General features: G+C 60.2%; 26 protein-coding genes. 7 read left to right on the plus strand and 19 right to left on the minus strand.

The genetic code is table 11. The features are described 5' to 3' along the window. Together B8746_RS02980 and B8746_RS02985 are read right to left on the minus strand one after the other, a co-directional pair. A complete protein-coding gene (locus B8746_RS02980) occupies positions 1–1,062 on the minus strand; it encodes an alpha/beta fold hydrolase (RefSeq protein ID WP_084391756.1) in 1,062 nt (353 codons plus the stop codon). Between the two features lie 69 nt (positions 1,063–1,131). Beyond that, a complete protein-coding gene (locus B8746_RS02985; protein ID WP_084391757.1) occupies positions 1,132–1,872 on the minus strand; it encodes a HesA/MoeB/ThiF family protein in 741 nt (246 codons plus the stop codon). Between the two features lie 41 nt (positions 1,873–1,913). Between B8746_RS02985 and B8746_RS02990 the strand changes: the two genes are divergently transcribed. Then, complete coding sequence (locus B8746_RS02990) at positions 1,914–3,263, plus strand: ATP-dependent DNA helicase (protein WP_084391758.1); 1,350 nt, start codon at positions 1,914–1,916, stop codon at positions 3,261–3,263. Here the strand turns inward: B8746_RS02990 and B8746_RS02995 are convergent. The 7 genes from B8746_RS02995 to ubiB all read right to left on the minus strand — a co-directional run bounded on the left by B8746_RS02995 (position 3,260) and on the right by ubiB (position 8,458). Continuing rightward, positions 3,260–3,502 (minus strand): hypothetical protein, encoded by a 243-nt coding sequence (locus tag B8746_RS02995; RefSeq protein ID WP_233123887.1) that lies wholly within the window; start codon positions 3,500–3,502, stop codon positions 3,260–3,262. The genes B8746_RS02990 and B8746_RS02995 overlap by 4 nt on opposite strands. A gap of 68 nt (positions 3,503–3,570) precedes the next feature. Further along, entirely contained in the window at positions 3,571–4,026 is a 456-nt protein-coding gene (gene dut, locus B8746_RS03000) for a dUTP diphosphatase (protein WP_084391759.1), read from the minus strand. A 60-nt stretch (positions 4,027–4,086) separates the two neighbouring features. Then, on the minus strand, positions 4,087–4,278 hold the full coding sequence (locus tag B8746_RS03005; RefSeq protein WP_143434511.1) for a hypothetical protein: 192 nt from the start codon (positions 4,276–4,278) through the stop codon (positions 4,087–4,089). Positions 4,279–4,389: 111 nt separating this feature from the next. Further along, on the minus strand, positions 4,390–4,800 hold the full coding sequence (locus B8746_RS03010) for a hypothetical protein (protein ID WP_084391761.1): 411 nt from the start codon (positions 4,798–4,800) through the stop codon (positions 4,390–4,392). An 85-nt stretch (positions 4,801–4,885) separates the two neighbouring features. Continuing rightward, positions 4,886–6,118 (minus strand): bifunctional phosphopantothenoylcysteine decarboxylase/phosphopantothenate--cysteine ligase CoaBC, encoded by a 1,233-nt coding sequence (gene coaBC / locus B8746_RS03015; RefSeq protein WP_084391762.1) that lies wholly within the window; start codon positions 6,116–6,118, stop codon positions 4,886–4,888. Positions 6,119–6,264: 146 nt separating this feature from the next. Further along, entirely contained in the window at positions 6,265–6,846 is a 582-nt protein-coding gene (locus B8746_RS03020; RefSeq protein WP_084391763.1) for a hypothetical protein, read from the minus strand. A gap of 79 nt (positions 6,847–6,925) precedes the next feature. After that, the gene (ubiB, locus tag B8746_RS03025; protein WP_084391764.1) at positions 6,926–8,458 is read right to left on the minus strand and encodes a 2-polyprenylphenol 6-hydroxylase; all 1,533 of its coding nucleotides are present in this window, start codon (positions 8,456–8,458) and stop codon (positions 6,926–6,928) included. A 71-nt stretch (positions 8,459–8,529) separates the two neighbouring features. Between ubiB and B8746_RS03030 the strand changes: the two genes are divergently transcribed. After that, a complete protein-coding gene (locus B8746_RS03030) occupies positions 8,530–8,715 on the plus strand; it encodes a hypothetical protein (protein WP_084391765.1) in 186 nt (61 codons plus the stop codon). A 5-nt stretch (positions 8,716–8,720) separates the two neighbouring features. Here the strand turns inward: B8746_RS03030 and ubiE are convergent, their stop codons facing one another. Continuing rightward, positions 8,721–9,509, minus strand: a complete 789-nt coding sequence (gene ubiE, locus B8746_RS03035) for a bifunctional demethylmenaquinone methyltransferase/2-methoxy-6-polyprenyl-1,4-benzoquinol methylase UbiE (RefSeq protein WP_084393099.1) — start codon at positions 9,507–9,509, stop codon at positions 8,721–8,723. A gap of 49 nt (positions 9,510–9,558) precedes the next feature. On the opposite strand from ubiE, the gene mutM reads away from it, so the two are divergent. Further along, positions 9,559–10,407 carry a bifunctional DNA-formamidopyrimidine glycosylase/DNA-(apurinic or apyrimidinic site) lyase gene (gene mutM, locus B8746_RS03040; protein ID WP_084391766.1) on the plus strand — a complete coding sequence of 283 codons (849 nt, stop codon included), beginning with the start codon at positions 9,559–9,561 and terminating at the stop codon, positions 10,405–10,407. 13 nt (positions 10,408–10,420) lie between these two features. Here the strand turns inward: mutM and B8746_RS03045 are convergent, their stop codons facing one another. The 7 genes from B8746_RS03045 to B8746_RS03075 all read right to left on the minus strand — a co-directional run bounded on the left by B8746_RS03045 (position 10,421) and on the right by B8746_RS03075 (position 17,692). After that, positions 10,421–10,768, minus strand: coding sequence for a helix-turn-helix domain-containing protein (locus tag B8746_RS03045; RefSeq protein WP_084391767.1), 348 nt, complete (start codon positions 10,766–10,768; stop codon positions 10,421–10,423). Then, the gene (locus tag B8746_RS03050) at positions 10,752–11,129 is read right to left on the minus strand and encodes a type II toxin-antitoxin system RelE/ParE family toxin (protein WP_084391768.1); all 378 of its coding nucleotides are present in this window, start codon (positions 11,127–11,129) and stop codon (positions 10,752–10,754) included. Before B8746_RS03050 ends, B8746_RS03045 begins: the two co-directional genes overlap by 17 nt. A gap of 59 nt (positions 11,130–11,188) precedes the next feature. Then, positions 11,189–12,571: a DUF2330 domain-containing protein gene (locus B8746_RS03055; protein WP_084391769.1), complete on the minus strand. Its 1,383-nt coding sequence runs from the start codon at positions 12,569–12,571 to the stop codon at positions 11,189–11,191. Then, a complete protein-coding gene (locus B8746_RS03060) occupies positions 12,513–13,409 on the minus strand; it encodes an RnfABCDGE type electron transport complex subunit D (RefSeq protein WP_198943694.1) in 897 nt (298 codons plus the stop codon). The genes B8746_RS03055 and B8746_RS03060 overlap by 59 nt, the downstream gene beginning before the upstream one ends. A gap of 110 nt (positions 13,410–13,519) precedes the next feature. Further along, positions 13,520–14,392 (minus strand): glucose-1-phosphate thymidylyltransferase RfbA, encoded by an 873-nt coding sequence (rfbA, locus tag B8746_RS03065; protein WP_084391771.1) that lies wholly within the window; start codon positions 14,390–14,392, stop codon positions 13,520–13,522. Further along, positions 14,389–15,441, minus strand: a complete 1,053-nt coding sequence (gene rfbB / locus B8746_RS03070) for a dTDP-glucose 4,6-dehydratase (protein WP_084391772.1) — start codon at positions 15,439–15,441, stop codon at positions 14,389–14,391. The genes rfbA and rfbB overlap by 4 nt, the downstream gene beginning before the upstream one ends. 58 nt (positions 15,442–15,499) lie before the next feature. Then, the gene (locus tag B8746_RS03075; protein WP_084391773.1) at positions 15,500–17,692 is read right to left on the minus strand and encodes an AGE family epimerase/isomerase; all 2,193 of its coding nucleotides are present in this window, start codon (positions 17,690–17,692) and stop codon (positions 15,500–15,502) included. 165 nt (positions 17,693–17,857) lie between these two features. Here B8746_RS03075 and rfbC point away from each other — a divergent pair, with 165 nt between their 5' ends. Together rfbC and rfbD are read left to right on the plus strand one after the other, a co-directional pair. Beyond that, positions 17,858–18,433 (plus strand): dTDP-4-dehydrorhamnose 3,5-epimerase, encoded by a 576-nt coding sequence (gene rfbC / locus B8746_RS03080; protein WP_084391774.1) that lies wholly within the window; start codon positions 17,858–17,860, stop codon positions 18,431–18,433. Continuing rightward, positions 18,430–19,296: a dTDP-4-dehydrorhamnose reductase gene (gene rfbD / locus B8746_RS03085; RefSeq protein ID WP_084391775.1), complete on the plus strand. Its 867-nt coding sequence runs from the start codon at positions 18,430–18,432 to the stop codon at positions 19,294–19,296. Before rfbC ends, rfbD begins: the two co-directional genes overlap by 4 nt. Here the strand turns inward: rfbD and B8746_RS03090 are convergent. Continuing rightward, positions 19,293–20,426 carry an iron-containing alcohol dehydrogenase gene (locus tag B8746_RS03090; protein ID WP_188657439.1) on the minus strand — a complete coding sequence of 378 codons (1,134 nt, stop codon included), beginning with the start codon at positions 20,424–20,426 and terminating at the stop codon, positions 19,293–19,295. The two genes, rfbD and B8746_RS03090, sit on opposite strands and share 4 nt — an antisense overlap. Before the next feature lie 150 nt (positions 20,427–20,576). Between B8746_RS03090 and B8746_RS03095 the strand changes: the two genes are divergently transcribed. Together B8746_RS03095 and B8746_RS03100 are read left to right on the plus strand one after the other, a co-directional pair. Continuing rightward, positions 20,577–21,575 carry a Gfo/Idh/MocA family protein gene (locus B8746_RS03095; RefSeq protein ID WP_084391776.1) on the plus strand — a complete coding sequence of 333 codons (999 nt, stop codon included), beginning with the start codon at positions 20,577–20,579 and terminating at the stop codon, positions 21,573–21,575. A gap of 83 nt (positions 21,576–21,658) precedes the next feature. Further along, on the plus strand, positions 21,659–23,515 hold the full coding sequence (locus B8746_RS03100; RefSeq protein WP_084391777.1) for an ABC transporter ATP-binding protein: 1,857 nt from the start codon (positions 21,659–21,661) through the stop codon (positions 23,513–23,515). A gap of 242 nt (positions 23,516–23,757) precedes the next feature. On the opposite strand, the gene kdsA is transcribed toward B8746_RS03100, so the two are convergent. Next, positions 23,758–24,612 carry a 3-deoxy-8-phosphooctulonate synthase gene (kdsA, locus tag B8746_RS03105; RefSeq protein ID WP_084393101.1) on the minus strand — a complete coding sequence of 285 codons (855 nt, stop codon included), beginning with the start codon at positions 24,610–24,612 and terminating at the stop codon, positions 23,758–23,760. Positions 24,613–24,712 lie beyond the last annotated feature (100 nt).

Consider the following 24,712-nt stretch of genomic DNA (forward strand, 5'->3'; position numbering starts at 1 on the left):
CTAGCGGGGACGCGCTCCGCCGCCCGTCGCGGTCTGGGGCGTTGCCCCATTGGCGGCACTGTCCACCTCGTCCGCATCCTCCTCGATGAAGGGCGGCGACAGGGCCGATACATGCTGGTCGAGGAAAGCGATGACATCGCTCGCGCTCTCCTTCGCCCGCTCCTCCTGCGGAAGGTGGCCGGTGCCCTCATAGACAATCAGGACCGACTTCGCGATTGCCTCGTCGAACTGGCGGGCGTGCGAGACAGGAATAAGCTTGTCGTCTTCGCCCCAGAGGATGAGCGTCGGAAGATCGATCCCGGCAAGGCGGTCTCTTACGCTCGCCGGACTATCCGGTCCCTGTGCGGACAATTCCAGCAGTGCGCCGCGGTGGCCGGGCGCGCGTGACAGCGAGCTGTAGCGATCCACCATTTCGGGCGTCACGAAGGTCTGGTCGGTGAAGCTGTCGGAAAGCCCATCCTCGATCAGGCTGGAAAGGTCGAGATCCTTCATCAGCGTGCGAACGAAGGGGATGCGTATCAATTTGAAGACAAGCGGGCTGGTCTCCCGGTCTTCGCTCGACATCGGCCAGCCGGCCGCGTCCACGAGGACAAGCGCGTCGAGGCGCGTCGGATTTTCCGCTGCATACTTCCAGGCTATTCCTCCGCCCATGGACGAACCTGCAAGGGCAAAACTGTCAAGCTGAAGTTGGTCGGCAATCGCGCCCACCGTCCGGACATAATAGTCGCGGCTGACTGGCTCGTCATCCGGCACACGAGAGAGACCGTGACCCGGCAGATCGATAGCGATGACGCGGTAGGTATCGTCGAGCCTCGACTGCCATTGCGACCAGGTGTGAACCGATGCGGCAAAGCCGTGAAGCAGGACGATGACCGGCGCATCGCGCGGTCCGGCATCGGTAAAGTGGATCTTTACACCGTCAATCGTCTGGAAGTTCGACGTTGGCAGCGAGTAGGCTGTCTCGAGCGTGTCATAGGGTATGTCAGGGCGCCTGAGAGCGAGCCATCCGGCAGCAAGGATCGCCACAACCGAAAGCAGAATAGCGGCCAGCTTTCGCAACATAAGTTCTCACCTCGAACGCCCACCCCGTGTCGTAAAACCGTCAATCGCCGGACGTGTCAAAGGAAAGTTTCAGGCTGAGCAGACCGGGCAATCCGTGTCCTGATTAAGTTTCACGGTGCGCGTAATTCCTGTAAGGCCGTCCACTATTCCGATCTGGCCGATGAGCGGCCGTCCTGCCCCGGTGATGAGCTTCAAGGTTTCCAGCGCCATGTGTGAGGCAACGATGCCGGTGACCGGCCCAACGACGCCGACATCCTCGCACGCTTCGGCCTCCGGAGGCATGCCGGGAACGAAGCACTGATAGCATGGCGCGCCTTTCCGCACGCCCGACGCAAACACCGACACCTGCCCGGACCAGCGAGTGGCAGCGCCTGAGACGAGATACCGGCCAAGCGCATGCGCGGCCTGGTTCAGGGCAAACCGGGTTTCGAAGTTGTCGGTTGCGTCGATCAGGATCGAACCAGAGAGCTTGCAGGCCTCATTCCATCGCCTGTTCCGCTCAATCACCCGGCAGTCCGGCGCCGCGGCCTTCAGCCGGCTTGCGAGACGGGCCGTTTTCGATTGGCCGACATCCTGCTCGGTGAACTGGACCTGTCGCTGAAGGTTGGAGCGGTCGACAATGTCGCTATCCCAGAGCTCGATCTCGCCCACCCCTGCGGCTGCCAGGTACATTGCACACGGCCCGCCAAGCGCGCCTGCGCCAATGATCGATACGCGCGCATCGAGCAGTTTCTGCACGCCCGGGCCGCCAATCTCCTTGAGGAGAATGTGACGCTTGTGGCGCTCGAGCTGCTGCGGGGTCAAAGCCATGGTCTCGCTTAGCAGGGCGGATGCCGCTAAGGCTACAGGCAATGAGTGACTCGCCTGCCGCCAACGTGCCCGATACCGTCTATGCCGCGCCCGCAAACTGGGTCGCGAAGGGTGCGGGTGCACAGGGCAATCTCTTCCTCACCGGCCGCGCCGGCACGGGCAAGACGACCATGCTGCGCCGCTTCCTCGCAGAAGCCGGAGAGAATACCGTCGTCCTCGCCCCGACGGGCGTCGCCGCGATGAATGCGGGCGGGCAGACCATTCACTCCTTTTTCAAGTTCCCGCCTCGCCTGATTGAGCCGAGCGACGTCAAACGCCTGCGCGGCGTACGCCTCATCAAGGCGGTCGAGACGATGATCATCGATGAAATTTCGATGGTGCGGTCCGACATGCTGGACGCCATCGACAAGAGCCTGCAGCTCAATCGCGGCTCGAAGCGTCCTTTTGGCGGTGTGCGCATGATCCTGTCCGGTGACCTGCACCAGCTGCCGCCTGTCGCGCGTGGACCTGAAGCTGAAATCCTGAATGAGCGCTATGGAGGGCACTATTTTTTCAATGCGCCCGGATTCAAGGATGCCGAATTTGCCCTGCTCGCTCTGAAGCACGTCTTCCGCCAGGAAGACCCGCGCTTCCTTGCCCTGCTCGGCGCGATGCGGCAGGGACGACTCCTGCCCACTGACGAGAAGCTGCTGCAGTCGGTCGTCTCCGAACGAACGGCCGTAGAGGCGAGCGAAACCCATGTCGTCCTGACACCGAACAATGCGAATGCGTTTCGCATCAACCAGGCACGCCTCGAGGACCTGCCCGGCAAGTCCCATTCTCTAGCGGCGAAGATCCAGGGAACATTCGACGAGAAATCCTATCCGACAGAAGCCGACCTTGAGCTGAAGGAAGGCGCGCGGGTGATGCTGATCAAGAATGATCCGGAAGGACGCTGGGTGAACGGTTCGCTTGCAACCGTGGACAGCTTCAAGGGAGACAATGTCCGCGTTGAGCTGGACGGCCATATCTACGAAATCGAGCCGGCGGCCTGGGAAAAGTACAAATACGAACTGGACCCGGAAACGAAGAAGGTCTCACGCGAGGTTGTCGGCACGTTCAAACAGGTGCCGCTTCGCCTTGCCTACGCCGTGACAATCCACAAGGCACAGGGGCTGACGCTCGACAAGGTGTTCATCGATTTCGACCGGGGCATGTTCGCGCACGGGCAGGCTTATGTGGCGTTCTCGCGGGCACGGAACCTGGAGGGCCTGGAAATTTCAAGGGCACTCAGGCCGCGCGACCTTGTCATGGACCGCAATGCGTTTGCCTTTGGCAAGCTGGAGCCAATCGAAGAGACGGACGCTTACCTGCTTGCAAGATTTGCGAAGGATGACACGCGGCTGCTTTAGGCGAGCCGGCGGATTTCCTCGCGCAGGCGCTCATCCTTGTCGGTGGCGATGGTTTCGAGGACCCGTACGCGCTCGGTGAGGCGTTCGACGTCCTTGCGGAGGCGAAAAATCTCGGCCTGGGTCTCTTCGTCCGCCTCGCGATCACCCCTGGTCTTGATCCAGTTCTTGATCACGCCTGCGCCGACGGCAATCAGCACAATGAGAACAACCATGGTGAACGGACTATCGATCTCGAACATTGGACCCTCTTTTATTATCGTAATTCGATAATAGGGTCATTGCGGTCCGGATTCAAGGAGAATCGGGTTTATCGGCCCGTGGATCCGAAACCGCCCTCTCCGCGTGCGGTCTCGTCAAGGTTGTCGACTTCCTGCCAGACAATCCGTGTGACCGGCGCGAGCACCATCTGTCCAATGCGTTCCCCGCGCGAAATGGTGAAGGTCTCGCTGCCATGATTGATCAGGATGACCTTCAGCTCACCGCGATAGTCGCTGTCGATCGTGCCCGGACTGTTGAGACAGGTCAGCCCGTGCTTTGCCGCGAGCCCCGAGCGTGGACGTATCTGGATTTCAAAGCCCTGCGGGATCGCGACTGACAGGCCGGTGGGCACCATGGTCCGCTCTCCGGGCTTCAGTTCGAACGGTTCGTCTTCGGGATAGGCGGCGCGGACATCCATACCGGCAGCGCCGTCTGTTTCATAAGCAGGCAGCGGCAGGCCGGCGAAGTGAGGAAGAGCCTTAACGGCAACGGTGATATCGGTCATGCGCGCTAATGCGCGGGAGTCGCGATGCGGAGTCAACTCGCATCTGCGGGAAGAAAATGATCAGACGACGAAAAAGTCAGGCGCGGCTTGAGGGAACTGACGGTCGATGACCTGTTCGGGCTGGAAATCGCCGGATGCAGCGTCAATCTGAGCGTCGGCCGGCTGTTCGGCTTCTGCAAGGGCATCTGCAAACGAATAGAGGCCGGCCATCGCCAGCGCTATGAATGCAAAGTATCCAACAATCAGTCTCATGGTTTCTTCCATTCGGTCCCCAAGTCTCCATTCTCGCTTGGGGCAGCAAACAAAGTGTTACGGTCCCGGTTACAACGAAGACAGGTGGGACCGGTTCCGAGGCATCAGTCTTCAGAGATAAATGGCCAGAAATATGGAGACACTGGACACAATCAGTGACAGCGCAGCAAGGCGTGTGGAGACGAGAAACCTTCGGCGTTCGTCCTGCAGGTCTGAGAGGACGGATGCGAGGAGCGGGAAGTTCACGCAGTGCCTGTCCTGACCGAGACGGATGTTGAAGAAGTTGACCTTGTCGCCTTCTCCGGTATGCGAGCCGAATTTGGAATTGAAGTGGTAATAGAGCCGCCCGAAGATCAGATCCTCGTCACAGCGAAATTTCCTCGACAGCGCCATGATATCGATCGGCACCCAGATTTTGGCATTCCGCGTCTTGTTCTCATCGGAAAAGTCCGAAAACGCGCCGAGATAGCGCCTGTAAATTTCCCGCAGCAGCCGCTCATCGGTCGGTATCGCCTTTGCCATGCGTTCATCCCCTCGCATGCGTTTAGATGCGGGAGAAACTACACCAGTTTAATGAAAGCCCGAAGGCAAGGGCGCGATAATGCGTTTATTCCGCCGCCAGCTGTTGCCCATCCGGGTTGCCGAGCGCGACCGCGATCCGGTTGGCAAGGTTGCGGGCGACAGTCGTCTTGTCCATTCGAGGCCAGTGTTCGACATTGTCGCGTGTGACGAGAGAGACCTCGTTCTCGGCGCCGCCCATCACATCGCCAGACACATCATTGGCCACGATCCAGTCGCAGCCCTTGCGCTTCATCTTGGCCTGGGCGAGCGCTTCGACGTCATGGGTTTCGGCGGCAAAGCCGATGACCAGGCCGGGGCGGTTTTTGCGCTTCTTCGAGATGGTCGCGAGGATGTCCGGGTTTTCGGCGAGGGAGAGCGCCGGGAGCGTCTTGCCCTCATCTTTCAGCTTCAGCTTCTTGTTCGCCGAAATGGACGGGCGCCAGTCAGCGACCGCGGCCACGGAAATGAAGACGTCGGCTGGAAGGGCGGTCTCGCAGGCCTTCAGCATGTCGCGGGCAGTTTCGACATTCACCATGTCGACGCCCTTCGGCGGCGCAAGCGCGACCGGTCCGGAGACGAGGGTGACCCTTGCGCCTAGACGGGCAACAGCGGCCGCGATGGCATAGCCCTGCTTGCCGGAGGAATGGTTGGAGAGGTAACGCACCGGATCGAGCGGCTCGCGGGTCGGGCCAGCAGTGATCAGAATATGCTGACCTTCTAGTGGCTTCGCGCCATTCTGCGCGGCCAGCTGCTCCTCGACCTCGTCTGCGATGGCGAGCACTTCCGGCAGGCGGCCGGGCCCGAACTCGCCGCAGGCCATGGCACCTTCATCAGGCTCCATGACGGCGACGCCGTCGCGGCGGAGGGTTTCGACATTGCGCCTTGTGGCCGCATGTTCCCACATGCGCACATTCATCGCCGGCACCATGAGAACCGGCTTGTCCGTGGCCATCAGGGTCGTCGAGGCCAGATCATTGGCGTGGCCATTCGCAGCCTTGGCGAGCAGGTCCGCTGTTGCTGGGCAGACAACGACAAGATCAGCAGAGCGCGACAGCTGGATGTGGCCCATCTCGGCTTCGTCATCGAGACTGAAGAGGTCGGTGTAGCATTTCTCGCCGGACAGGGCCGACACTGAGAGCGGCGTCACGAATTCCGCGCCAGCCTTGGTCAGGATGCAGCGGGCCTTCACATCACGTCGAGCAAGCTCACGGATGAGCTCCAGCGACTTGTAGGCCGCAATGCCGCCGCCAATGATGAGAAGAATGCTTTTGTTGCTCATGCGAACAAATCCGTCATTTCAGCATCCCTCTTACACATAAAGTATTGAGAAATCGAAGACACACCATGGGGAGCTGCTGAAAAAAATTAACCGGGCGTGCGGGTTTTCGCCCTGGCACGCCCGGTCCCCGTTAGCCCCGGCAGCGCCTAGTATCGGCGCAGCGGTCCTGTAATGACCTTTGGTCTGAGGCCCATACTATATGGACGAAAGTTCACAGAAGGTTGATGCGAGGTGCTGTAGAAGGCTGGCCCTGCCGCTGCCCGGCTGGGACCGCCAGCAAGCTCAGATACGCTCCTATTCATCGAGATGACCGACTCCGGCCGGCGCGTGGCGCAGGCCCTGTGCGTCGTGACACCTGTGTCCGCCGAGACGAAGGAACAGGGACGGGTTGCGCCCTCCACACCGCCGCGAAAGACGCGCACGCCAGACACTTCGTCGGCGACGTCACCGAAGGAAATGGATGGCCGGTCCATGGCCGGAGCGCGGATGATGCGCGTGCCGTCCGCCGCGGCTTCGCCGACACGGCGGATGAGCGTTGAGGTCTTCAAGGCCGACGCAATCTGGCGCTGCGTATAGCGACCGGCATGGGTGTCGGTTGAAACCTGGCAGCTTGAAGCGGCAGGTCCGCCAGCCAGACTGTCGCTGAAACAGCCGCGCGGATCGGCGCTCGCCGTTGAAGCAAACAGCATTGCTGCGAGGGCTGCGACGAAACCGAGCTGGGCATTCATTCCGGACTCCGCGAGATCAGGACGGGTTGGTTACAGAAACCCTAACACGCCCATCTGATCGGTGGAGTCGCTTCTCTTGCTACGCGAACTGGCTGATAGTCAGTCCCGCAATGGCTGCAATGGCAATTGTGAGGCCGAACCAGCCCCACCATGGCGGCCCGGACGGCTTTGCCTGGACGCTGCCTGCGTCATTGCTGGTTTCGAGAAAATGCTCGAACCGGTCCATGACGTCCGGCAGGCGTTTCAGGCGGTCGGCAATGTCGCGCACGCTCCTGGCAGCCAGCTTGGCCGCGCCAACAGGGCCGAAATTCTCCGTGATCCAGCTGCTGACCACAGGGTCCGCAGCCTTCCAGATATCGTGAGCCGGATCGATGGCACGGGCGACCCCCTCCACCTGCACCATCGTCTTCTGCAAAAGTACGAGTTCCGGACGCAGGCGCATGCCGAATGTGCGGGTATAGTCCATGAGCTGCAGGAGAATGCGGCCCATTGAGACCTCCTCCGCCGGCTTTCCGTGTATGGGTTCGCCAATTGAACGCAGGGCCTGGGAAAATTCACCCACTGACTGGTTCGCCGGGACGTAGCCCGCTTCAAAGTGAACTTCCGCCACACGCTGATAATCGCGGCGGATAAAACCCCAGAGAATTTCAGCGAGGAACCGGCGCTCATTCAGGCCGATGCGTCCAATCAGGCCGAAATCGACCAGCGCGACCTTGTTCTGCGGCGTGATGAGAATGTTGCCCTCATGCATGTCCGCGTGGAAGACGCCGTGCCCGATCGCGTGCGAGAGAAAGCCGCGCGTAATGGCATTGGCGAGGTCCGGCCGATTGAGACCGGGCTGTTCGAGGGCTTTCGGGTCCGTTAGCGGAATGCCGTCGACCCAGTCCGTCGTGAGGACGCGCTGCCCGGTTCGGTCCCAGTCCACTGCAGGAATGGTGAACCAGTCGTCCTGCTCGCTGATCGCGCGCATCTGGTCAGCCCCACCTGCTTCGAGGCGAAGGTCGAGCTCTTTTTCCATCGCCGTCGCCACCGTCTCTGTGAAGGCCACTGGTTCCAGCCTGCGACTCTCGATCGACACCCGCTCGACTGTGCGGGCCGCGCGTTTCATGGCGCGCAGCTCGCGGGCAATGAGCTTTTCCACGCCCGGACGCAGGATCTTGACGGCTTTCATGCCATTCGACGTCTGCAGCTTGTGAACCTGCGCAAGCGAGGCGGCCGCCACAGGTTCGCCAAGCCCCGCGAACAGGCTTTCGGCTTCCTGCGCGCCGAACTCAATTGCAAGCGCCTTGCGTGCCTCCTCCAGGGAAAAGGCCGGTAGTTTGTCCTTCAGGCGGGAGAGATCGGTGGCGACCTCTGCGCCGAACACATCTGGCCGGGTCGCTAGAAACTGGCCAAGCTTGATATAGGCGGGACCGAGCTTTTCCAGGGCACGCGCGAGGCGTTCGCCCTCGCGGCCTCTGGCGCGCCCGCCGAAGAAACGCATGGTGCGTCCGGCAAACCGCGCCGGGAAAGGCATCCGCCCATGATACTCACCCGGAAGGATGACATCGTGGCGAACAAGCGCCGTACCAGCCCTCATCAGCCGGCCATAATCGGAAAGGGCCTTCAGCACACCGCACCGCCCGACCGGTGGAACCCGATGTCGCCAAAGACGTTTTCAATTCCACAATAAGGAGAGTTGATATGTCTGAGAACGCACAGTCCAGCAATGGCGCGCTCTATTTCATCGTTGGGGCCCTTGTGGTTGCCGTCATCGGTTTTGGCATCTGGTACTTTACCGGCCAGCCCGCTGCGAATGGCGGCGGCGAAGCCGACCTGTCCGTCTCGGTGAGTGAAGACGGAATGTCGATGGATACGCCGGACGAATAATCGGTTCATACCGCCCATCCAAAATGGAGCGCAGCAATTCCGCCAGAGAAACTGGTGACAGACACGCTGGAGAATCCAGCGGCTTCCACTTCTTCCCGAAACACTTGCTGTTTCGGGAATTTTCTTATGGATTCGACGAGATATTGATAGCTCTCCCGATCCGAGGCGACGAGTTCGCCGAGCTTCGGGATGACGTTGAAGCTGTATGTGTCGTACATGCGCTGCAGCATCGGCACGGTCATGTGGCTGAACTCAAGGACGGCCAGCCGGCCACCCGTCTTCAGGACGCGGCGGAACTCTGACAAGGCCGCAGACCTGTCAGCAACGTTGCGTATGCCGAATGCGATTGTCACGGCGTCGACGGACCTGTCCTCGAATGGCAAGGCCTGGGCGTCGCCGCAGACCCAGTTGATGCGCCCCTCATAAGCCGCCATGTCCGGGCGGGCGCGGCCAGCATCCAGCATCGCATCATTGATGTCACAGACAACGGCGCTTGCAAGCGCATCACGCCGGCGTCTGCGCCCGGCCCTGTCTGCGCGGTCGATAAAGGCCTTTGCGAGGTCACCTGTCCCGCCAGCCACATCGAGGAGCTTTTCGCCAGGTTGCGGATTCAGCTTGGCGATCGTGTCATGCTTCCACAGGCGGTGAACGCCCGCAGACATGAGATCATTCATCACGTCATAGCGGCTCGCGACCGAGCGGAACACGCCCTTTACGCGCGCCACCTTCTCGTCCGGTGTCACCTCTTCAAAGCCGAAGCTGACGGTCTTTTCTTTTTCTGTCTGGTCTGTCATGCGCGCCAACCATAGTGGCATGAAAATCTAAACACTATATGCGGTTACCATGCCTGAATTACCCGAAGTCGAGACAGTTCGCCGCGGCCTTTCCCCTGTCATGGACGGAAAGACCATTGAGTGGGTCCAGCTCAACCGGCCGGATCTGCGTTTTCCGATGCCTTCCGGCTTTGCAGAGCGCCTGTCCGGCGTGCGGATCGAGCGGCTGGGGCGGCGGGCGAAATTCCTTGTGGCGGAGCTGTCCTCCGGCGAGGCGCTGATCATGCATCTCGGCATGTCGGGCCGGTTCACGATTACGGACGGAACAAGGCTCGGCGAGTTCCATCATGAGGTCGCGTCGGACCCAAAACATGACCATGTCATCTTCCGCATGGAGGGCGAGCAGACGGTTACCTATAACGACCCGCGCCGTTTCGGTTTCATGGAGCTGTGGCCACTGGCGGACATGGAAGCTTATCCGCGGCTTGCGGGGTTTGGACCGGAGCCGCTGTCGAATGGCTTCTCGCACGCCTGGCTGAATGAAGCGCTGGCCGGCAAGACTGGGCCAATCAAGTCGGTTCTGCTCGATCAGCGCACGATTGCAGGGCTTGGAAACATCTATGTCTGCGAAGCGCTTTACCGCGCAGGCATCAGCCCGAAGCGGCGGGCCAATACGGTGCCGGGCGCGCGGGCCGCGCGGCTGACGCAGGCGATCAACCAAGTGATTGCTGAAGCCATCGAAGCGGGCGGCTCATCCATCAGCGACTTCAAGGCGGCGACCGGCGAACTTGGCTATTTCCAGCACAGTTTCTCGGTCTATGACCGTGAAAACCAGCCCTGCAAAACCTGCGGCGCCCCGATCAGACGCATCGTCCAGTCGGGGCGCTCAAGTTTTTATTGTGGGAGTTGTCAACGTTAACTACGTCGGCAAGCTACGCTGCCTCACCCTTTTGCCTCGACAACTCTTCAGTATCACCAAGCTTCGTGATCGTGATTGGTTTTGAATCTGGAAATTCAACAAGCAATTCGAGCTTGCCCCCCATCGCTTCGATATAATTACGTAACGTAGACAACATAACATCGCTGCGCTTTTCAAGCTTAGCAATGCTAGCTTGGCGCACACCCAACTTCTTAGCTATTTCGCCTTGAGTTTGCTTTTTTGCCATCCGGAGATTTCGAAGTGTACAGTACTCTTCGTGAAGCTGCTCGGCCGCTCGCTCAATACGCTCCCGACGTTCAGGAGCCAAAGCTTTCAATTTATCTTCAAGTGTGACTACCATTTTTCTCAATCTCCTTAAGCCATTGAGCGAAACGCGCGTCCGCTGTTGCAATTAACTGCTTATAGAATCGCTTTTCAGATTTACCGGCTTTATCTGCTGCAATTAGCATCACAGCCCTACGATTAGGGTCAAACGCAAAAGCAATACGCCAAACTCCGTTATTAACTTTCGTTCGCAATTCCTTCATATTGCTATACTTCGACGCATTGAGTGTATCAGCGTGAGGACGCCCCAGTTGAGGTCCTTCTCTTTTAACCAAAAGCGCTAATGTCAGAATCTCGTTCTGAACAACCTCGGCCAACTGATTGAACTCTTTATCGAACTCATCGTGAAACTCTACAGTCCAATCATTCTCAGCCATATATAACCCCAAAGGAATATTCCTTCAAGGCTATATAGCTGAATTTCCCGTGTAAAGTATTAGCCATTCCCCCAGAGCTTTTGCCACCAGGGCTTCTTCGGCTTCGGCTCAACATCGATAGCGGAGGCTGAGTAGCCGCCGTCAGCCATTTTCTGCTTGATTTCGTCCTCGTCCCAGCCAGTCAGCTTGACGAGGTTTTCGGCCTCCCGATCCCAGCGGTCGACGAGCGTGTCGGCATAGTCGCGGGCTTCCTCGCACTGGTCGAAATCGCCGCGCCATGGATGGCGCAGGACATAGCGACCCTGATAGTTCTGGCGATCTCCAGTGACCTGGAAGGTCAGGTCTTCCGGGAAAGTCTCGCCATCATAGCGCACATGCAGACGCGTCACGAAGACGTCGACAGGTTCAGGCCCACCCCAGCCTGGCCGCGTCTGCGGCTCATTGCCAGCTTCATCGAGCCACATCACGCCAAGCTCGCGAAGCTGCGACCGCGAAAGCGGTTCAGCGGCGCATGGGTCGCACCAGCTCATATCCCAGGCATATTCGGTGAAGACCGCCTTGCCGTCATGCTTGTCGACCTGGTGGGCGAACATGTCCTTATAGAAGTCGCCGAACTCATCCTTCACGAAGATCGGTACATCCATATCGGAGGGGAGTTTCACCGTCTTGTAGTTCAGCGTCTCGACCCGGCCCTTGCGGGTCATCGCGAAGACAAAGAGTTCCTGCTTGCCGTCGGCGTTCACTGTGCCGAGGCGGATCGGGAGCATGAAATCCTCATGCTCATAGGCGACCTGGATGGGCCGCAGGAACGCCGAGCCGTCATGGCGCTCAAGGTTCACCTTGGCCACGAAGAACTTCATGTCCTGCTTGAGGTAGGAGCCGACGACTTCCTCGGCGCCGTCCGGGATCTTGTAGCCGTTGGAATTGAGCCAGGTGATAAGACCATCAGATTCCTCAGCCGAAAGGATGAGGATATCGTACTCGCCGACTTCATACTCGGCTTCGATAGTGACACCGAGATCCTCGGCATCTTCCATCGCGACAGGCGCTGGCTCAGGTACAGGGCCCGCAGACATCGCCATCGTTTCGCGATACCGGCGCAGATCGCACGGGTTCTCGTCATGATATTCGACAAGACGAGGCGCGGTGTACTGGTCGAGATGGTCGATCAGGCCGGGATTGGCGACGTTGATCTGCTCTTCTTCGGGCACGTCCACTACTGGAATGACCATCGCGAATTCCTCGACATCGCCGCGAAAATTCGACGCCATGGTGATGACCGTCCGGTCCCCGTCGCGCACGAGCGCCACCTTGGACGCATCGTTGAACAGGTCGGTATCGGCCTTGGCGACAAAGAAGCCGCAAAAGGCGGACGCCGGCGCGCTAAAGGCGAGCGAGCTGAGGCCGAGCATCGCCGCTCCGGCCAGGTGTCTGAGTTTCATGGATGCGTCCCTCCTTGGACTTTGATGGTTTGCCCCACTGGAACCGGTCTGCGGGCAACAGCCGGTCAAGAATCGGTGTCAGGAATGAAAGAGCCGCCAGCGCCATGATCGGCGCGGCGAGCACGTTCGGCACGATGATGAACCAGGCCGACAGGATCGCGACGAGCGCCGCGAAGAGAATGCGGCCAATGCGCGAATCCGGCGTTGAGCGCGGATCGGTGATCATGAAGAAGGTGAAGACGAGCAGCGTGCCAGTCGATAGCTGGTGCATCGGGATCGACATCGGGTCGCCCAGCCAGAGCGCCCGGCCAATAAGGATCGCTGCGAAGGTGCCGAAGAAAGCGAGTGCGATATCGAGCCGTTTCGCACTGGAGAGGACGAGTGCTGCCGCAGCAGCCGCCCAGCCCAACAGAAGAGGAGCCTGTCCCCACTGGCCGGGGCTCACCCAGACATCGCGGTCAAAGAGGAGACACATCGCAACAATAGCGATGCAGGCCGGGTTGAAGATGTGCTTGCCATTATAACGAACGGCGAATTTCAGGCCGATGCCGATAAGGCCCGCCACGAACCACATCCACGGCGCAACGGCACGCATCAATATGGTCAGCGACAGCGATGTAATAGCCGCCGACTTCCATTCGAACTTGCCGCCGACAATAGCCGTGCCGATGATCTGCGCCGTCATGGTGCCAGCAAGGGCGGACACGAGATGCATCGGCCTGGCGCCATAATCGGTCGTCAGGATCGAGATAAGGAACAGGCCAGAGAGCGCCAGAATCTGCCAGTGGCGCGCATCACGATTGACAGCGCCAAAAATCTGGCTGGGAGCGTCCCTCACGTCCATACATGACAGACAATACATGAAAAGCGGGCAAAATGCGGCGCGAAAATGGATTTCGGGAAATCAGGGGCACACTGTTCTCGCCCGAGCGCGACAAAGACGTAGTTTCAGCCGGGTGACCTGGCGATCTTTGCCAGATAGGCCCCATAAGGGGAATTTCTCAGCCGCTTCGCCTGATCCAGAAGCTGTTCCTGCCCGATCAGCCCGAGTCGATAGCCAATCTCTTCAAGGCAGGCGATCTTCATGCCCTGGCGCTCTTCGATTGATGCGATGAACTGGGCCGCCTCCAGAAGGGAATCGTGTGTTCCCGCATCAAGCCAGGCATAGCCTCGTCCCATCAGATTGGCGCGAAGCGAGCCTTCCTCCAGATAGAGGTTGTTCAGCGCTGTGATTTCCAGTTCGCCCCGCCTGGATGGCTTCAGCGTCTTTGCCTTGGCCGGTGCCGTTTCATCGTAAAAGTAGAGTCCGGTCACGGCATAGCTGGACTTCGGCTTCTTCGGCTTTTCCTCAATGCTGAAAACCTGTCCGTCAGGTGTGAACTCAACCACGCCATAGGCTGTAGGGTCGGCAACCTGATAGGCGAAGATCTCTGCGCCGCTTTCCAGCAGTGTGGCTCGCGCCAGCATTTCCGGCAGGCCGTGGCCGTAGAAGATATTGTCACCAAGGACGAGCGCGCACTTGTCGCCGTCGAGGAAGCTTTCGCCGACGATCAGCGCATCAGCAAGGCCGCGCGGATGCTCCTGTTCCGCGAAGGAAAAAGTGACGCCGAAGTCAGATCCGTCGCCCAGCAGTTTTTCAAAGGCCGCGCGGTCTTCGGGCTTTGTGATCACAAGGATTTCGGTGACCCCGGCCAGCATGAGAACGCTGATCGGATAATAGATCATCGGCTTGTCATAGACCGGCATCAGCTGTTTCGAGATGCTTCGGGTCAGTGGATAGAGCCGCGTGCCATTTCCGCCAGCCAGGACGATACCTTTCAAGATGAGGCCTCCGCCGTCTTTGCTGTCCCCAGCCGCTGGCCCGCCTTGCCCTGATCGACCAGCGCGTGCAACCAGTCTTCATTGTTCATGTACCAGTCGACCGTCTGCGCAAGGCCCTGCTCCAGCGTCATACGGGGCGACCAGCCGAGTTCGCGTTTGATCCTGGAAAAGTCGATTGCATAGCGCCGATCGTGTCCCGGTCGGTCTGCGACACGTTTGATCAGGTCGGCGCTGGTCGATCCGCGCGTCTCCGGAAGGCGCTCATCAACGAGGGCGCAGACCGTTCTGGCGAGGTCGAGATTGGTCGGCGTATGCCCGCCCCCAATGCAATAGGTTTCGCCAAGCACGCCTTTCTGCGCGACGGTGAGAAGCGCATCGGCATGGTCGTCCACGTAAAGCCAGTCACGCACCTGCTGTCCGTCGCCATAGAGCGGGATGGTTTCCCCGCGCAGCGCTTTCAGGATCACCGTCGGGATGAATTTCTCCGGAAACTGGTGCGGTCCGTAATTGTTCGAGCAATTGGTGATGATGGACGGGAAATCGTAGGTCGAATGCCAGGCGCGAACGAGATGATCGGCTGCCGCTTTCGATGCCGAATAGGGGGAACTGGGCTTGTAGCGCGAGGTTTCGGTGAAGCCGCCTTTGTCGATTGATCCGAATACTTCATCCGTTGACACCTGGATGAACCTGAACCCTTCAGGTTTGGCCTGCCAGGCGCGACACGCTTCCAGCAAGGTATGAACACCGTTGACATTGGTGCGGATGAAGTCGTCAGAGCCGTCGATTGAACGGTCGACATGCGTTTCGGCTGCAAGGTTGAAGACCACGTCAGGCGCAAAGCTGTCGAGCGCAGCTTTTACGCTCGCCGCATCACAGATATCGGCCTCTACAAACCTGTAATTCGGTTGATCAGCGACCTCTGAAACAGAAGCGAGATTGGCAGCGTAGGTCAGCTTGTCGACATTGAGCACGTGGTGCCCATCCCTGACCGCGCGACGCACCAAGGCTGAGCCGATGAAACCAGCCCCTCCGGTAATCAACAATCTCATCACAAGTCCTCTATGCCGGTCAGGCTGGTGCTGCAATATCAGGTCACGAACCAGACCGCTACAGGAAGGGTGCGAATGCCGTCACCAGATGGTAGAGCATGCTGGCCGGAACGGGTTTGTCGAGCGGATTGCCGTCCTGGTCCAGTTCGTCAATGAGCAGCCCCTGCCCTGCCGGATCAATATAAGCTTTCCTGATGCCATCAAACAGCAGAGCAACGTCCTCATCTGTCGTCACCTGAGGATGAAGCCTGAGTGCACGCAGCTTTTCCAGCTGCACCCAAAGCCGCTTGTTGGCGTCGGCAACTGCGCCTGTCGCCAGCACTGCATTGTGGCAGAACAAGCTGTCTTCCGACCGACCGTCCCGATCAGCCTTGGCGATCAGGCGATGGCGCCAGCTGGAGAGATCGCGTCCTGTCACGGCCTGGAACTGGGAAAGAAGGCTCGCCCATTCATAGTGGTGGCCGGGCTCGAAGAGCAGGCCCCGTTCGCCCGCTGCCGGTTTCCAGTCGGACAGGAAGAACTCACGCAGGATGTCATAGCGTGGCTCGAAGAATGTGCTTTCGAACAGGACAATAATATCCCGCGCGCGGGTCAAATGCGCTTCGTCGCCGGTGCCAGCGTGAAGCGCCAGCAGCGCTTCGAGCATGTGCATATGCGGATTGGCGCGGCGTTCAGAGGTATGCGCAGAACCTTCCAAATAGCCGCCGACGTCGGGGTCTGTCCAATTTGCTTCGATGTGAGAAAGCGCAGCAAGCGCCATGTCCAGTCCGCGTGAATCGCCCAGAATCCGGTAGGCTGTCGCGCCCGCCAGAATGATGAATGCGTGGTCGTACAGGTCTTCCGAATGGTCTGCGATCCTGCCGTCGGGGCCGATGAGATGCGCCCATCCCCCAGACGGGTTCCGGGCGGCATCGAGCAGATGATCAAGGCCTTTGGAAACAATGTCGGCGGCGACCTGCGTCCTGTCCCAACCAAGCTCGACCGCACTGGCAAAGCTGAACACCTGCCGGGCCGCGACACGTGTGCGACGCACAGCGCCCTCAAGCGGGCGGCCGGTGGCATCCACACTTTCGAAAAAGCCGCCATGCTGATCATCCCAGCCCGCCCTGCTCCAGAAATCGAACTGTTCGTACAGGATCGACCTTGCCTGCTCCCGGACGTGTTTCAGGGGGGCAGATGGGGCGCTTGCACGGTCGGCCAGGGTCTTGACGTCCTGCGCCTTGTCCATCGGGCAGACCATGATGTGCCTGTCATTCGCGACGACGATCATATTGCTCAGGCCGGCGGTAAAGATTGGGAGACCTTCAGAGCGGACATAGGAGTCCCGGGTATCGACGAGATGGGCGGCACCTGCTGTGGCATTGCCATCATTGTCACGCGGTGAAAGTTCCCAGAGCGCCTTGTAATCGCCGACATCAGACCAGCCCATATCGACCGGCACGGCGAAAATGGGGCTCACCTTCTCCATGATGGCATAGTCGACGGAGATACTCGGACAGCCAGCGAACGCGCTGGGGTTCAGCGTCACGGTCCGCTCTGCGATACTTTTCACTGGATCCTTCGGCAAGGCGGACGTCACTGCGGCGAATATTTCCGGCGCATGAGCCTTGAACGCCTGAATCATTGCGTCTGCACGGAACAGGAAAATTCCGGCGTTCCAGACATAGCGGCCAGTTTCGAGATAGGCGGCGGCTGTCGCTTCATCAGGCTTTTCAACAAAGCGGCGGGCCTTTCGCGTCCGCCCGGTGCCGTCCTCCAGTTCGATATAGCCATAGCCGGTGGCTGGAAAGCTGGGCTCGATACCGAATGTGACCAGATGGCCTTCTTCGGCACGGTCGAGGCCGGCAGCAACAGCGTCGTGGAGCCGGTCGGGATAGGCGATATGGTGGTCGGCCGGAAGGATCAGGAGATAGTCGTCCGGCCGGTGCACGAGCGCGGCGGCGATCACGGCGGCGGCGGAATTGCGCCCGAAAGGCTCCAGCAGGAGACGCGCTTCAGGCAGGTGTTCGCGAAGCATCCCTTCGTGGCGTTCTGCCCCGATGGCAAGCAGAGGTCCGAATGAAACACCGCGCACCGACGACGCCCCAACGCGTTCTGCCGTCTGGGTGAGCATAGAGGTTTCGCCATGCAGGGTCAGGAATTGTTTCGGTGTGTCCTTGTTGGACAAGGGCCACAAACGGGTCCCTCCACCGCCACAAAGTATGACTGGCCGCACAATCCTGTCAGGCAAGTTCAGTCCCCTTCCACTCATCCATCACATGTCTTCGCCGAAACGTCGACAGGCTTCCGGTCCGTTCGATTGCCGGGGACCGCCGGTCATTGGCGCGAGCCGCCAACCAAGGTCAACCCTCAAAGCCCCCTCAAGCGCCGTGAATTTAGTGTTGACGCTCCACCAAGCGACAGCCAAGCAGGCCCCATGCCAAAATTGAACGTCACCCGTTTTCAGATTGAAGGCCCTGCCCTGGTGGAACCTCCCGTGCACGGCGACGAGCGCGGCTGGTTCTGCGAAACATGGAACAGGGCCGACTGGCTGGATGCCGGCTTGCCTGACGTGGACTGGGTCCAGGACAATCAGGCCTTTTCTGCTGCGCCCGCAACCACGCGCGGCCTGCATTTCCAGGCACCGCCGCATGCACAAGCCAAGCTGATCCGCGTTCTGCGCGGCAGGATTTTCGATGCGATCGTGGATCTGCGCGTCGGCTCGCCAACCTATGGCAAGGCCATGCATGTGGAGCTTTCGGGCAAGTCTCCGGCCGCCTTCTTTGTCCCTGTCGGCTTCGCTCATGGCTACCAGACCCTGGCGACCGATACGATGGTCACCTACAAGGTATCGGCCCATTATGCGCCCGCCAGCGAAGGTGGCCTTCTATGGTCCGGGATCGGACCGAATATCCCCTGGCCCATGCCTGAAGGCGTGGTGATGTCTGGCCGCGACTTCACCTGGCCCACGCTCGGCGATCTCCAGTCACCTTTCCGGTATGGCGACACATGAACGCGCCCCGCATTCTTGTGACAGGCGGCCAGGGCAAGCTTGGCGGAGCGCTGGCGCGGCTCGGTTGCGACGCGCTGCCGCGAACCCGTCTGGACATTACCCAGCCGGCCCAGATCGCCGCTGTCCTGAATGAGCGCCGACCGGACGTGGTCATCAACACAGCGTCGTACACAGCGGTAGATGCCGCCGAGAGCCATGAGGATGACGCACGCGCAATCAATGCTGCCGGCGCGGCCAATCTTGCGACCCTGTGCGCCAGTTCGGACATTCCTCTGATCCACATCTCGACAGACATGGTGTTCGGCGACGGCGATCCGGAAAAGCCGCTCGACGAAGGCAGCTGGGCGGCGCCTGAATCAGTCTATGGCGCAACCAAACTCGAAGGAGAGACAATGGTCCGCTCCGCCGGTGGGCGGCACACCGTCTGCCGGGTGAGCTGGCTATTCGGCGATGATTGCGTGAGCTTTGCGAGCAAGATGCTGGAACTTGCCGCAAAACGGGACACGCTCAGGATCGTCACCGATGAAATCGGTCGCCCGACGCCGATTGATGATCTTGCTGCCCACCTTGTCAAGCTGACTGAGCTGATGGCAGCCGGGAAAGAAACCCCTTCGCTGCTGCACCTTGGACCGGGGCCGGTGGTGAGCCGGTTCGGATGGGCCGAGGAAATCTTCAAGGCGTCTGCTGAAGCCGGCGGGCCAACCCCAGAGCTAAAAGAGGCAAAGGCTACGGATTTCGCCTATCCCGCCAAACGTCCGAGAGGCGTTGTGCTGGATACAAGCCGCGCTGACGTCCTGCTCGGGCCGATGCCGGACTGGCGGCCCGCCAATGTACGAGCCGTCAAATCCTTGCTGAAGACCTAGCCGAGGGCGGCTTCGTAGATTTTCTCGTAGTCGGCCTGCGTGGCCGGCTTTGCGTTGCCCATATGGGCAAGGTCCGCCAGCGCGTATTCGACGACGCCCGGTCCGTCTGAAGCGTCGAGGCCGATTTCCTTGAGAGTGCTCGGTATGCCGAGATCCTGATTGAGCGTCTCGATGGCTTCGGCGAGGTCTGCGCCTTCTCCAAGCCCCATGGCAAAACGCAGCCGTTCATACTTCTTGTCGGCAGCGCCTTCATTGAAACGCAGCAGGTGCGGCAGGAAGATCGCATTGAGCGTACCGTGATGGAGCTTCTTCTCGTGCAGGCGCCCTGCGGCGTGAGACAATGCATGGACCGAACCAAGCCCTTTCACGAAGGCAAGCGCACCTTCATAGGAGGCCATCATCATGTGCCAGCGCGCTTCAAGGTCGGAGCCATCGGCCACGGCGCGGCGGAGCCAGCCATCGCCGACGGCACGGGTCAGGCCGTCATAGCCGATCCCCTCGGCTGGCGGGTTGGAGGAAGGAACCAGCACCGCCTCGATACAATGGGTGACAGCGTCCATGCCGGTTGCTGCCGTCATCATCTTCGGCAGGCCGAGCGTCAGTTCCGGGTCGCAGATAGCCACGGGCGGAATGAGGTTTGGCGCAGCGAAGGTTTCCTTGCGACCATTGTTCATGGTGACAATCATGCCAACCGAGACTTCCGAGCCCGTACCCGCGGTGGTCGGGATTGCGATGACGGGTGGCAGCTTGCCGATAAATTTCGACCCGCCGGACATGGCGGCGTATTTTTCCAGCGTTCCGCCATGCGAGGCCAGCAGCGCAACAGCCTTTGAAAGGTCCATGCTCGAGCCACCGCCAAGCGCGATAACGCTGTCGGCACCGGACTGCTTGTAGAGGTCCGCGACCTCGATGACCTGGTTCTCGGTCGGGTTTGCAACCGTGTCCGAGAACACGCCCGCCGGCTCTCCGCCAAGCGCTTCGAGGACCTTGTCGAGAATGCCCACAGCCTTGATGCCCGGATCCGTGATCACGAAAGGCTTCGACGCGCCCTGCCCGCCCAGCGCTTTCGGCAGCCGCTTCAGCGCGCCATTGTCGAAGAAGCAGGTGTTCATGAAAGTCAGTACGGGCATCGCGGTCTCGCTATTGGGTCAGGTTAATCGGCTATCGCCAACTAGACTGAGCAGCAGGCAGTTTGCAAGCGCAGACGCCGCGTCATTCTGGCCTTGTGATCACCGCGCCAATCCGTTTCTGTGTGCCCGACACGCCAGAATGGAGCCCCCATGTCCTCACTTCTAAAGATCGGAATCCTGGGCGCGGCCCGCATTGCACCAAAGGCTGTCTGCGACCCGGCACGCGTCGTCTCCGGCGTCACGGTTGCCGGCCTTGCCGCTCGCAACAAGGACCGGGCGCAGGCCTTTGCCGCGAAACATGGCGTGGAGACAGTCTACCCGTCCTATGAGGCACTGATCACCAGCCCGGAGATCGATCTCGTTTACAATCCTCTGCCGATCAATTTGCATGCTGAATGGAGTATTCGCGCGCTTGAGGCCGGCAAGCATGTGTTGTGCGAGAAGCCATTTGCGATGAATCTGGATGAGGCCAAGGCCATGCAGGCCGCTGCCGACAGGAGCGGCAAGCGGCTGATCGAGGCCTTCCACTATCGCTACCACCCTGCTTTCGCGACCTGCATGGACTGGCTGCAGGACGGCAGGATCGGCGAGGTCACGCGCATCGATGCAGACTTCAGCGTCGAGATCCGCGACAGCGATGATGAAATTCGCCAGCTGCCTGAAACAGGCGGCGGCGCAATGATGGACCTTGGCTGCTATCCCCTGAGCTGGGCGCTGAACCTGCTTGGACCAGACCTCAAAGTTGTCGATGCAAAAGCCCAGACAACAAAGCGCGGCGTTGATGAGACATTAGAAGCGCGTCTGCAGTATGGTAATGCGTGGGTGCACCTCACCACAAACATGGCCAAGGACACGGCTTTCAATGCCGAGATGACCATCGCCGGGACGGACGGCCTCATCCATTTCAGGAACCCGCTCGCCCCCCACAATGGCGGAAGCGTCAGCCTGCGGCGTGCCGATGGCAGCGAAGTGGACCAGTTCCGACCCGTGAGCGGGATCTCAACCTATACCTGGCAGCTTGCTGCAATCGTCGATGCGCTAAACGCCGGCCAGCCGCTACCGACCGAAGGACAGGTCATTCTCGACCAGCAGGAGCGTCTCGACACGATCTATGAGGCAGCGGGCCTGCGTCACCTTCGTTACCGCTAGCTGGCGCTGCTTGTTGACAGTGCGGCCATGTTTGGGCCGATAGTCCTGCAGTTGAGATTTCAAAGAATGCGAGGCCACCCTCCGTGACCCAACCCATCCTGTCTGTCCGAGACCTGAAGATCGATTTCGATACGCCGGACGGCACGGTTCACGCGGTGAAAGGCACCACCTTCGACGTGGCGCCTGGCGAATGTCTTGGTATTGTCGGCGAGTCCGGATCGGGCAAGAGCCAGTCGGCCCTCGCCGCCATGGGCCTGATCGCCGACAACGGAACGGTGACAGGCTCCATCAGGTTTAACGGCACCGAGATGGTCGGCGCGAAGGCGAGCACACTGCGCAAGATCCGCGGCGCCGAAATGTCGATGATCTTCCAGGATCCGCTGACATCGCTGACGCCTCATCTCACTGTTGGTGCGCAGATGCGCGAAGTGCTGGCCCTGCACAAGGACATGAAAGGCGAGGAAGCGACCAAGCGCTGCGTCGACTGGCTGGAGCAGGTGCGCATTCCGGAAGCGCGCCGTCGCCTCGACCAGTTCCCGCATGAGCTTTCTGGCGGCATGCGCCAGCGGGTGATGGTTGCGATTGCCATGCTGTGCGGGCCGAAACTGCTGCTCGCGGACGAGCCCACCACGGCGCTCGATGTGACCGTGCAGGCCCAGGTTCTCGACCTGATGGACGACCTCAAGCGCGACACCGGCACCGGCATCGTGCTGATCACCCATGATATGGGTGTCGTCGCCCGCATGTGTGACCGCGTCGTCGTCATGAAGCATGGCGAGATTGTCGAGACCGGAACGAATGACGAGATCTTCTACAATCCGCAACACGAATACACGAAGATGCTGCTGAACGCGGTTCCACGCATCGACCAGCCGAACCGCGAAGGCCGCCCGAAGCTTGGGCCTGAGCCTGCCGCAAGCGTTGAGCCGCTGGTCGAGGCCCGCGACGTGAAAGTGCAATTCCCGATCAATGTCGGCGGTGGGCTTTTCGGCAAGACGAAGATGCTGAAGGCCGTCGATGGCGTGTCTTTCGACCTGCGCCCCGGCGAGACGCTAGGCGTTGTTGGCGAATCCGGTTGCGGCAAGTCCACGCTGGCGCGCGCCGTGCTGAAGCTCGTACCATCTACAGCGGGCACCGTTGCCTTTATGGGCCGCGACATCACGCAGGCTGATCGCAAGACGATGAACGGCATGCGCGACGACCTACAGATCGTCTTCCAGGACCCCCTCGCCTCGCTCGACCCGCGCATGACGATCGGCCAGTCCATCGCCGAGCCGCTGACGGTCCACAAGCCTGAACTCGACAAGGCGGCGCGCGAGAAAATGGTGCGGGACTTCCTGCCGCGCGTCGGGCTCGACCCGGCGCTAATCAACCGCTATCCGCACGAACTGTCCGGCGGCCAGAACCAGCGGGTCGGCATTGCCCGTGCCATGATCCTGCGACCCAAGCTGCTGATCTGTGACGAGGCGGTGTCCGCGCTTGATGTGTCCGTTCAGGCACAGGTCGTGGACCTGCTCATCGACCTGCAGAAAGAGTTCGGCCTCGCCATGATCTTCATCAGCCACGACCTTTCCGTTGTGCGCGAAGTGAGCCACCGGGTGATGGTGCTCTATCTCGGCAAGGTCGTCGAAATTGCTGACCGGACGGCAATTTATGAGGATGCGCGCCATCCCTACACCAAGGCGCTCATCTCCGCTGTGCCGACGCCCGACCCCAGACTGGAACGCGAACGCGAGCGCGTAAAACTGAAGGGCGACCTGCCCTCCCCGCTCGACAGCCGCGCGCCGCTGCGTTTCATGAAATCCGTGATCGTGGATGATCCCGATGCCGAGCAGTACAATCCGAAGCTCATCGAAGTCGCTCCCGGCCATCTTGTGGCCGAGCACGACGCTTATGCGGATGTTCCGGCACTGAAAGCGAAAGAGGCTGTGGACGCCTAGCACCCCACCCCGACCCTCCCCATCCTTCGACAAATTCAGGATGAGGGGGAGGGGACAACAACTGCAACTGTATTGCTTGATCGCCCGCCAGTGGTTCGACTTCGCTCACCATGTCGGGCTATTTCTGACATCGCATAAGGCCGACATGGTGAGCGAAGTCGAACCAGGAGGCCGCTGGCATACTGTCAGCATCCTGGCACAACGCTTCCCCCTCCCCTCTGGGGAGGGCCCAAGGTGAAGTCTTAAGCGTTCACGATACTGTGGATGGCCTTGAGGTCTGCGAGCAATGCCTCTGCCCCATCAAGCGGCAGGCAACTTGGGCCGTCGCAAAGGGCCTTGTCAGGGTCCGGGTGGAATTCGAGGAAGACGCCGTCTGCGCCAGCAGCAACCGCTGACTTGGCAATAATCGGTACGCCTTCACGGCGGCCACCTGTTGAACCGCCGGCTGTGCGCGGGTCTGCGCCCGGCAGTTGCACGGCGTGGGTCGCGTCAATCGTAACCGGCACACCAAGCGCTTTCATGGCCGGGATACTCAGCATGTCGACGACAAGGTTATTGTAGCCGAAGCTTGCGCCGCGTTCGCACAGGATGGTCGGATTGTCCGGGCCCGTCACTTCGCCAATCTTGCTGACGATATTCTTGCAGTCCCATGGCGCAAGGAATTGAGCCTTTTTCACATGCAGCCAGCCGCCCGTTTTCATCACCGCTTCGGCGCCCGCGACCACAAGATCCGTCTGGCGCACGAGGAAGGCCGGGACCTGGATGATCTCTGCAACATCAGCGACCAGCTGCGCCTGTTCGGCAGTGTGGTAGTCGGTGATGACCGGCACGCCGAGCTCAGCCTTCACGTCGGCCAGGATTCTGAGGCCCTCATCGAGGCCAGGCCCGCGATAGGACGTGATGGACGAACGGTTCGCCTTGTCGAAACTTGCCTTGAATATGTAGGGCAAGTCGAGGCGCTCACAGACCGCTTTCAGCTGCTCGCATATCCGCATTGCGAGGTCACGGCTCTCCAGCACATTCATCCCCGCCATGACGACCAGCTTCTCGCCCGTTCCGATATGAAGATCATGGGCAGCAAGGCTGAGGCGGGTCATGGTGCGGGTCCTGTCATTGCGTCGCATGCCGGATAGACAACCCGCCCGCGCAGAGCAAGCCCGCTTGAGTGCATGGCTGAAATAGCGTCTCGCCGCTTGC

Source organism: Henriciella pelagia (assembly GCF_002088945.1).
Lineage (GTDB): Bacteria > Pseudomonadota > Alphaproteobacteria > Caulobacterales > Hyphomonadaceae > Henriciella > Henriciella pelagia.

Excerpts from the sequence above, each read along its gene's own strand:
- B8746_RS02980 (WP_084391756.1), bottom strand. The coding sequence starts at position 1,062 with ATGTTGCGAAAGCTGGCCGCTATTCTGCTTTCGGTTGTGGCGATCCTT.
- B8746_RS02985 (WP_084391757.1), bottom strand. The coding sequence starts at position 1,872 with ATGGCTTTGACCCCGCAGCAGCTCGAGCGCCACAAGCGTCACATTCTC.
- B8746_RS02990 (WP_084391758.1), top strand. The coding sequence starts at position 1,914 with ATGAGTGACTCGCCTGCCGCCAACGTGCCCGATACCGTCTATGCCGCG.
- B8746_RS02995 (WP_233123887.1), bottom strand. The coding sequence starts at position 3,502 with ATGTTCGAGATCGATAGTCCGTTCACCATGGTTGTTCTCATTGTGCTG.
- dut (WP_084391759.1), bottom strand. The coding sequence starts at position 4,026 with ATGACCGATATCACCGTTGCCGTTAAGGCTCTTCCTCACTTCGCCGGC.
- B8746_RS03005 (WP_143434511.1), bottom strand. The coding sequence starts at position 4,278 with ATGAGACTGATTGTTGGATACTTTGCATTCATAGCGCTGGCGATGGCC.
- B8746_RS03010 (WP_084391761.1), bottom strand. The coding sequence starts at position 4,800 with ATGGCAAAGGCGATACCGACCGATGAGCGGCTGCTGCGGGAAATTTAC.
- coaBC (WP_084391762.1), bottom strand. The coding sequence starts at position 6,118 with ATGAGCAACAAAAGCATTCTTCTCATCATTGGCGGCGGCATTGCGGCC.
- B8746_RS03020 (WP_084391763.1), bottom strand. The coding sequence starts at position 6,846 with ATGAATGCCCAGCTCGGTTTCGTCGCAGCCCTCGCAGCAATGCTGTTT.
- B8746_RS03030 (WP_084391765.1), top strand. The coding sequence starts at position 8,530 with ATGTCTGAGAACGCACAGTCCAGCAATGGCGCGCTCTATTTCATCGTT.
- ubiE (WP_084393099.1), bottom strand. The coding sequence starts at position 9,509 with ATGACAGACCAGACAGAAAAAGAAAAGACCGTCAGCTTCGGCTTTGAA.
- mutM (WP_084391766.1), top strand. The coding sequence starts at position 9,559 with ATGCCTGAATTACCCGAAGTCGAGACAGTTCGCCGCGGCCTTTCCCCT.
- B8746_RS03045 (WP_084391767.1), bottom strand. The coding sequence starts at position 10,768 with ATGGTAGTCACACTTGAAGATAAATTGAAAGCTTTGGCTCCTGAACGT.
- B8746_RS03050 (WP_084391768.1), bottom strand. The coding sequence starts at position 11,129 with ATGGCTGAGAATGATTGGACTGTAGAGTTTCACGATGAGTTCGATAAA.
- B8746_RS03055 (WP_084391769.1), bottom strand. The coding sequence starts at position 12,571 with ATGAAACTCAGACACCTGGCCGGAGCGGCGATGCTCGGCCTCAGCTCG.
- rfbB (WP_084391772.1), bottom strand. The coding sequence starts at position 15,441 with ATGAGATTGTTGATTACCGGAGGGGCTGGTTTCATCGGCTCAGCCTTG.
- B8746_RS03075 (WP_084391773.1), bottom strand. The coding sequence starts at position 17,692 with ATGAGTGGAAGGGGACTGAACTTGCCTGACAGGATTGTGCGGCCAGTC.
- rfbC (WP_084391774.1), top strand. The coding sequence starts at position 17,858 with ATGCCAAAATTGAACGTCACCCGTTTTCAGATTGAAGGCCCTGCCCTG.
- rfbD (WP_084391775.1), top strand. The coding sequence starts at position 18,430 with ATGAACGCGCCCCGCATTCTTGTGACAGGCGGCCAGGGCAAGCTTGGC.
- B8746_RS03090 (WP_188657439.1), bottom strand. The coding sequence starts at position 20,426 with ATGCCCGTACTGACTTTCATGAACACCTGCTTCTTCGACAATGGCGCG.
- B8746_RS03095 (WP_084391776.1), top strand. The coding sequence starts at position 20,577 with ATGTCCTCACTTCTAAAGATCGGAATCCTGGGCGCGGCCCGCATTGCA.
- kdsA (WP_084393101.1), bottom strand. The coding sequence starts at position 24,612 with ATGACCCGCCTCAGCCTTGCTGCCCATGATCTTCATATCGGAACGGGC.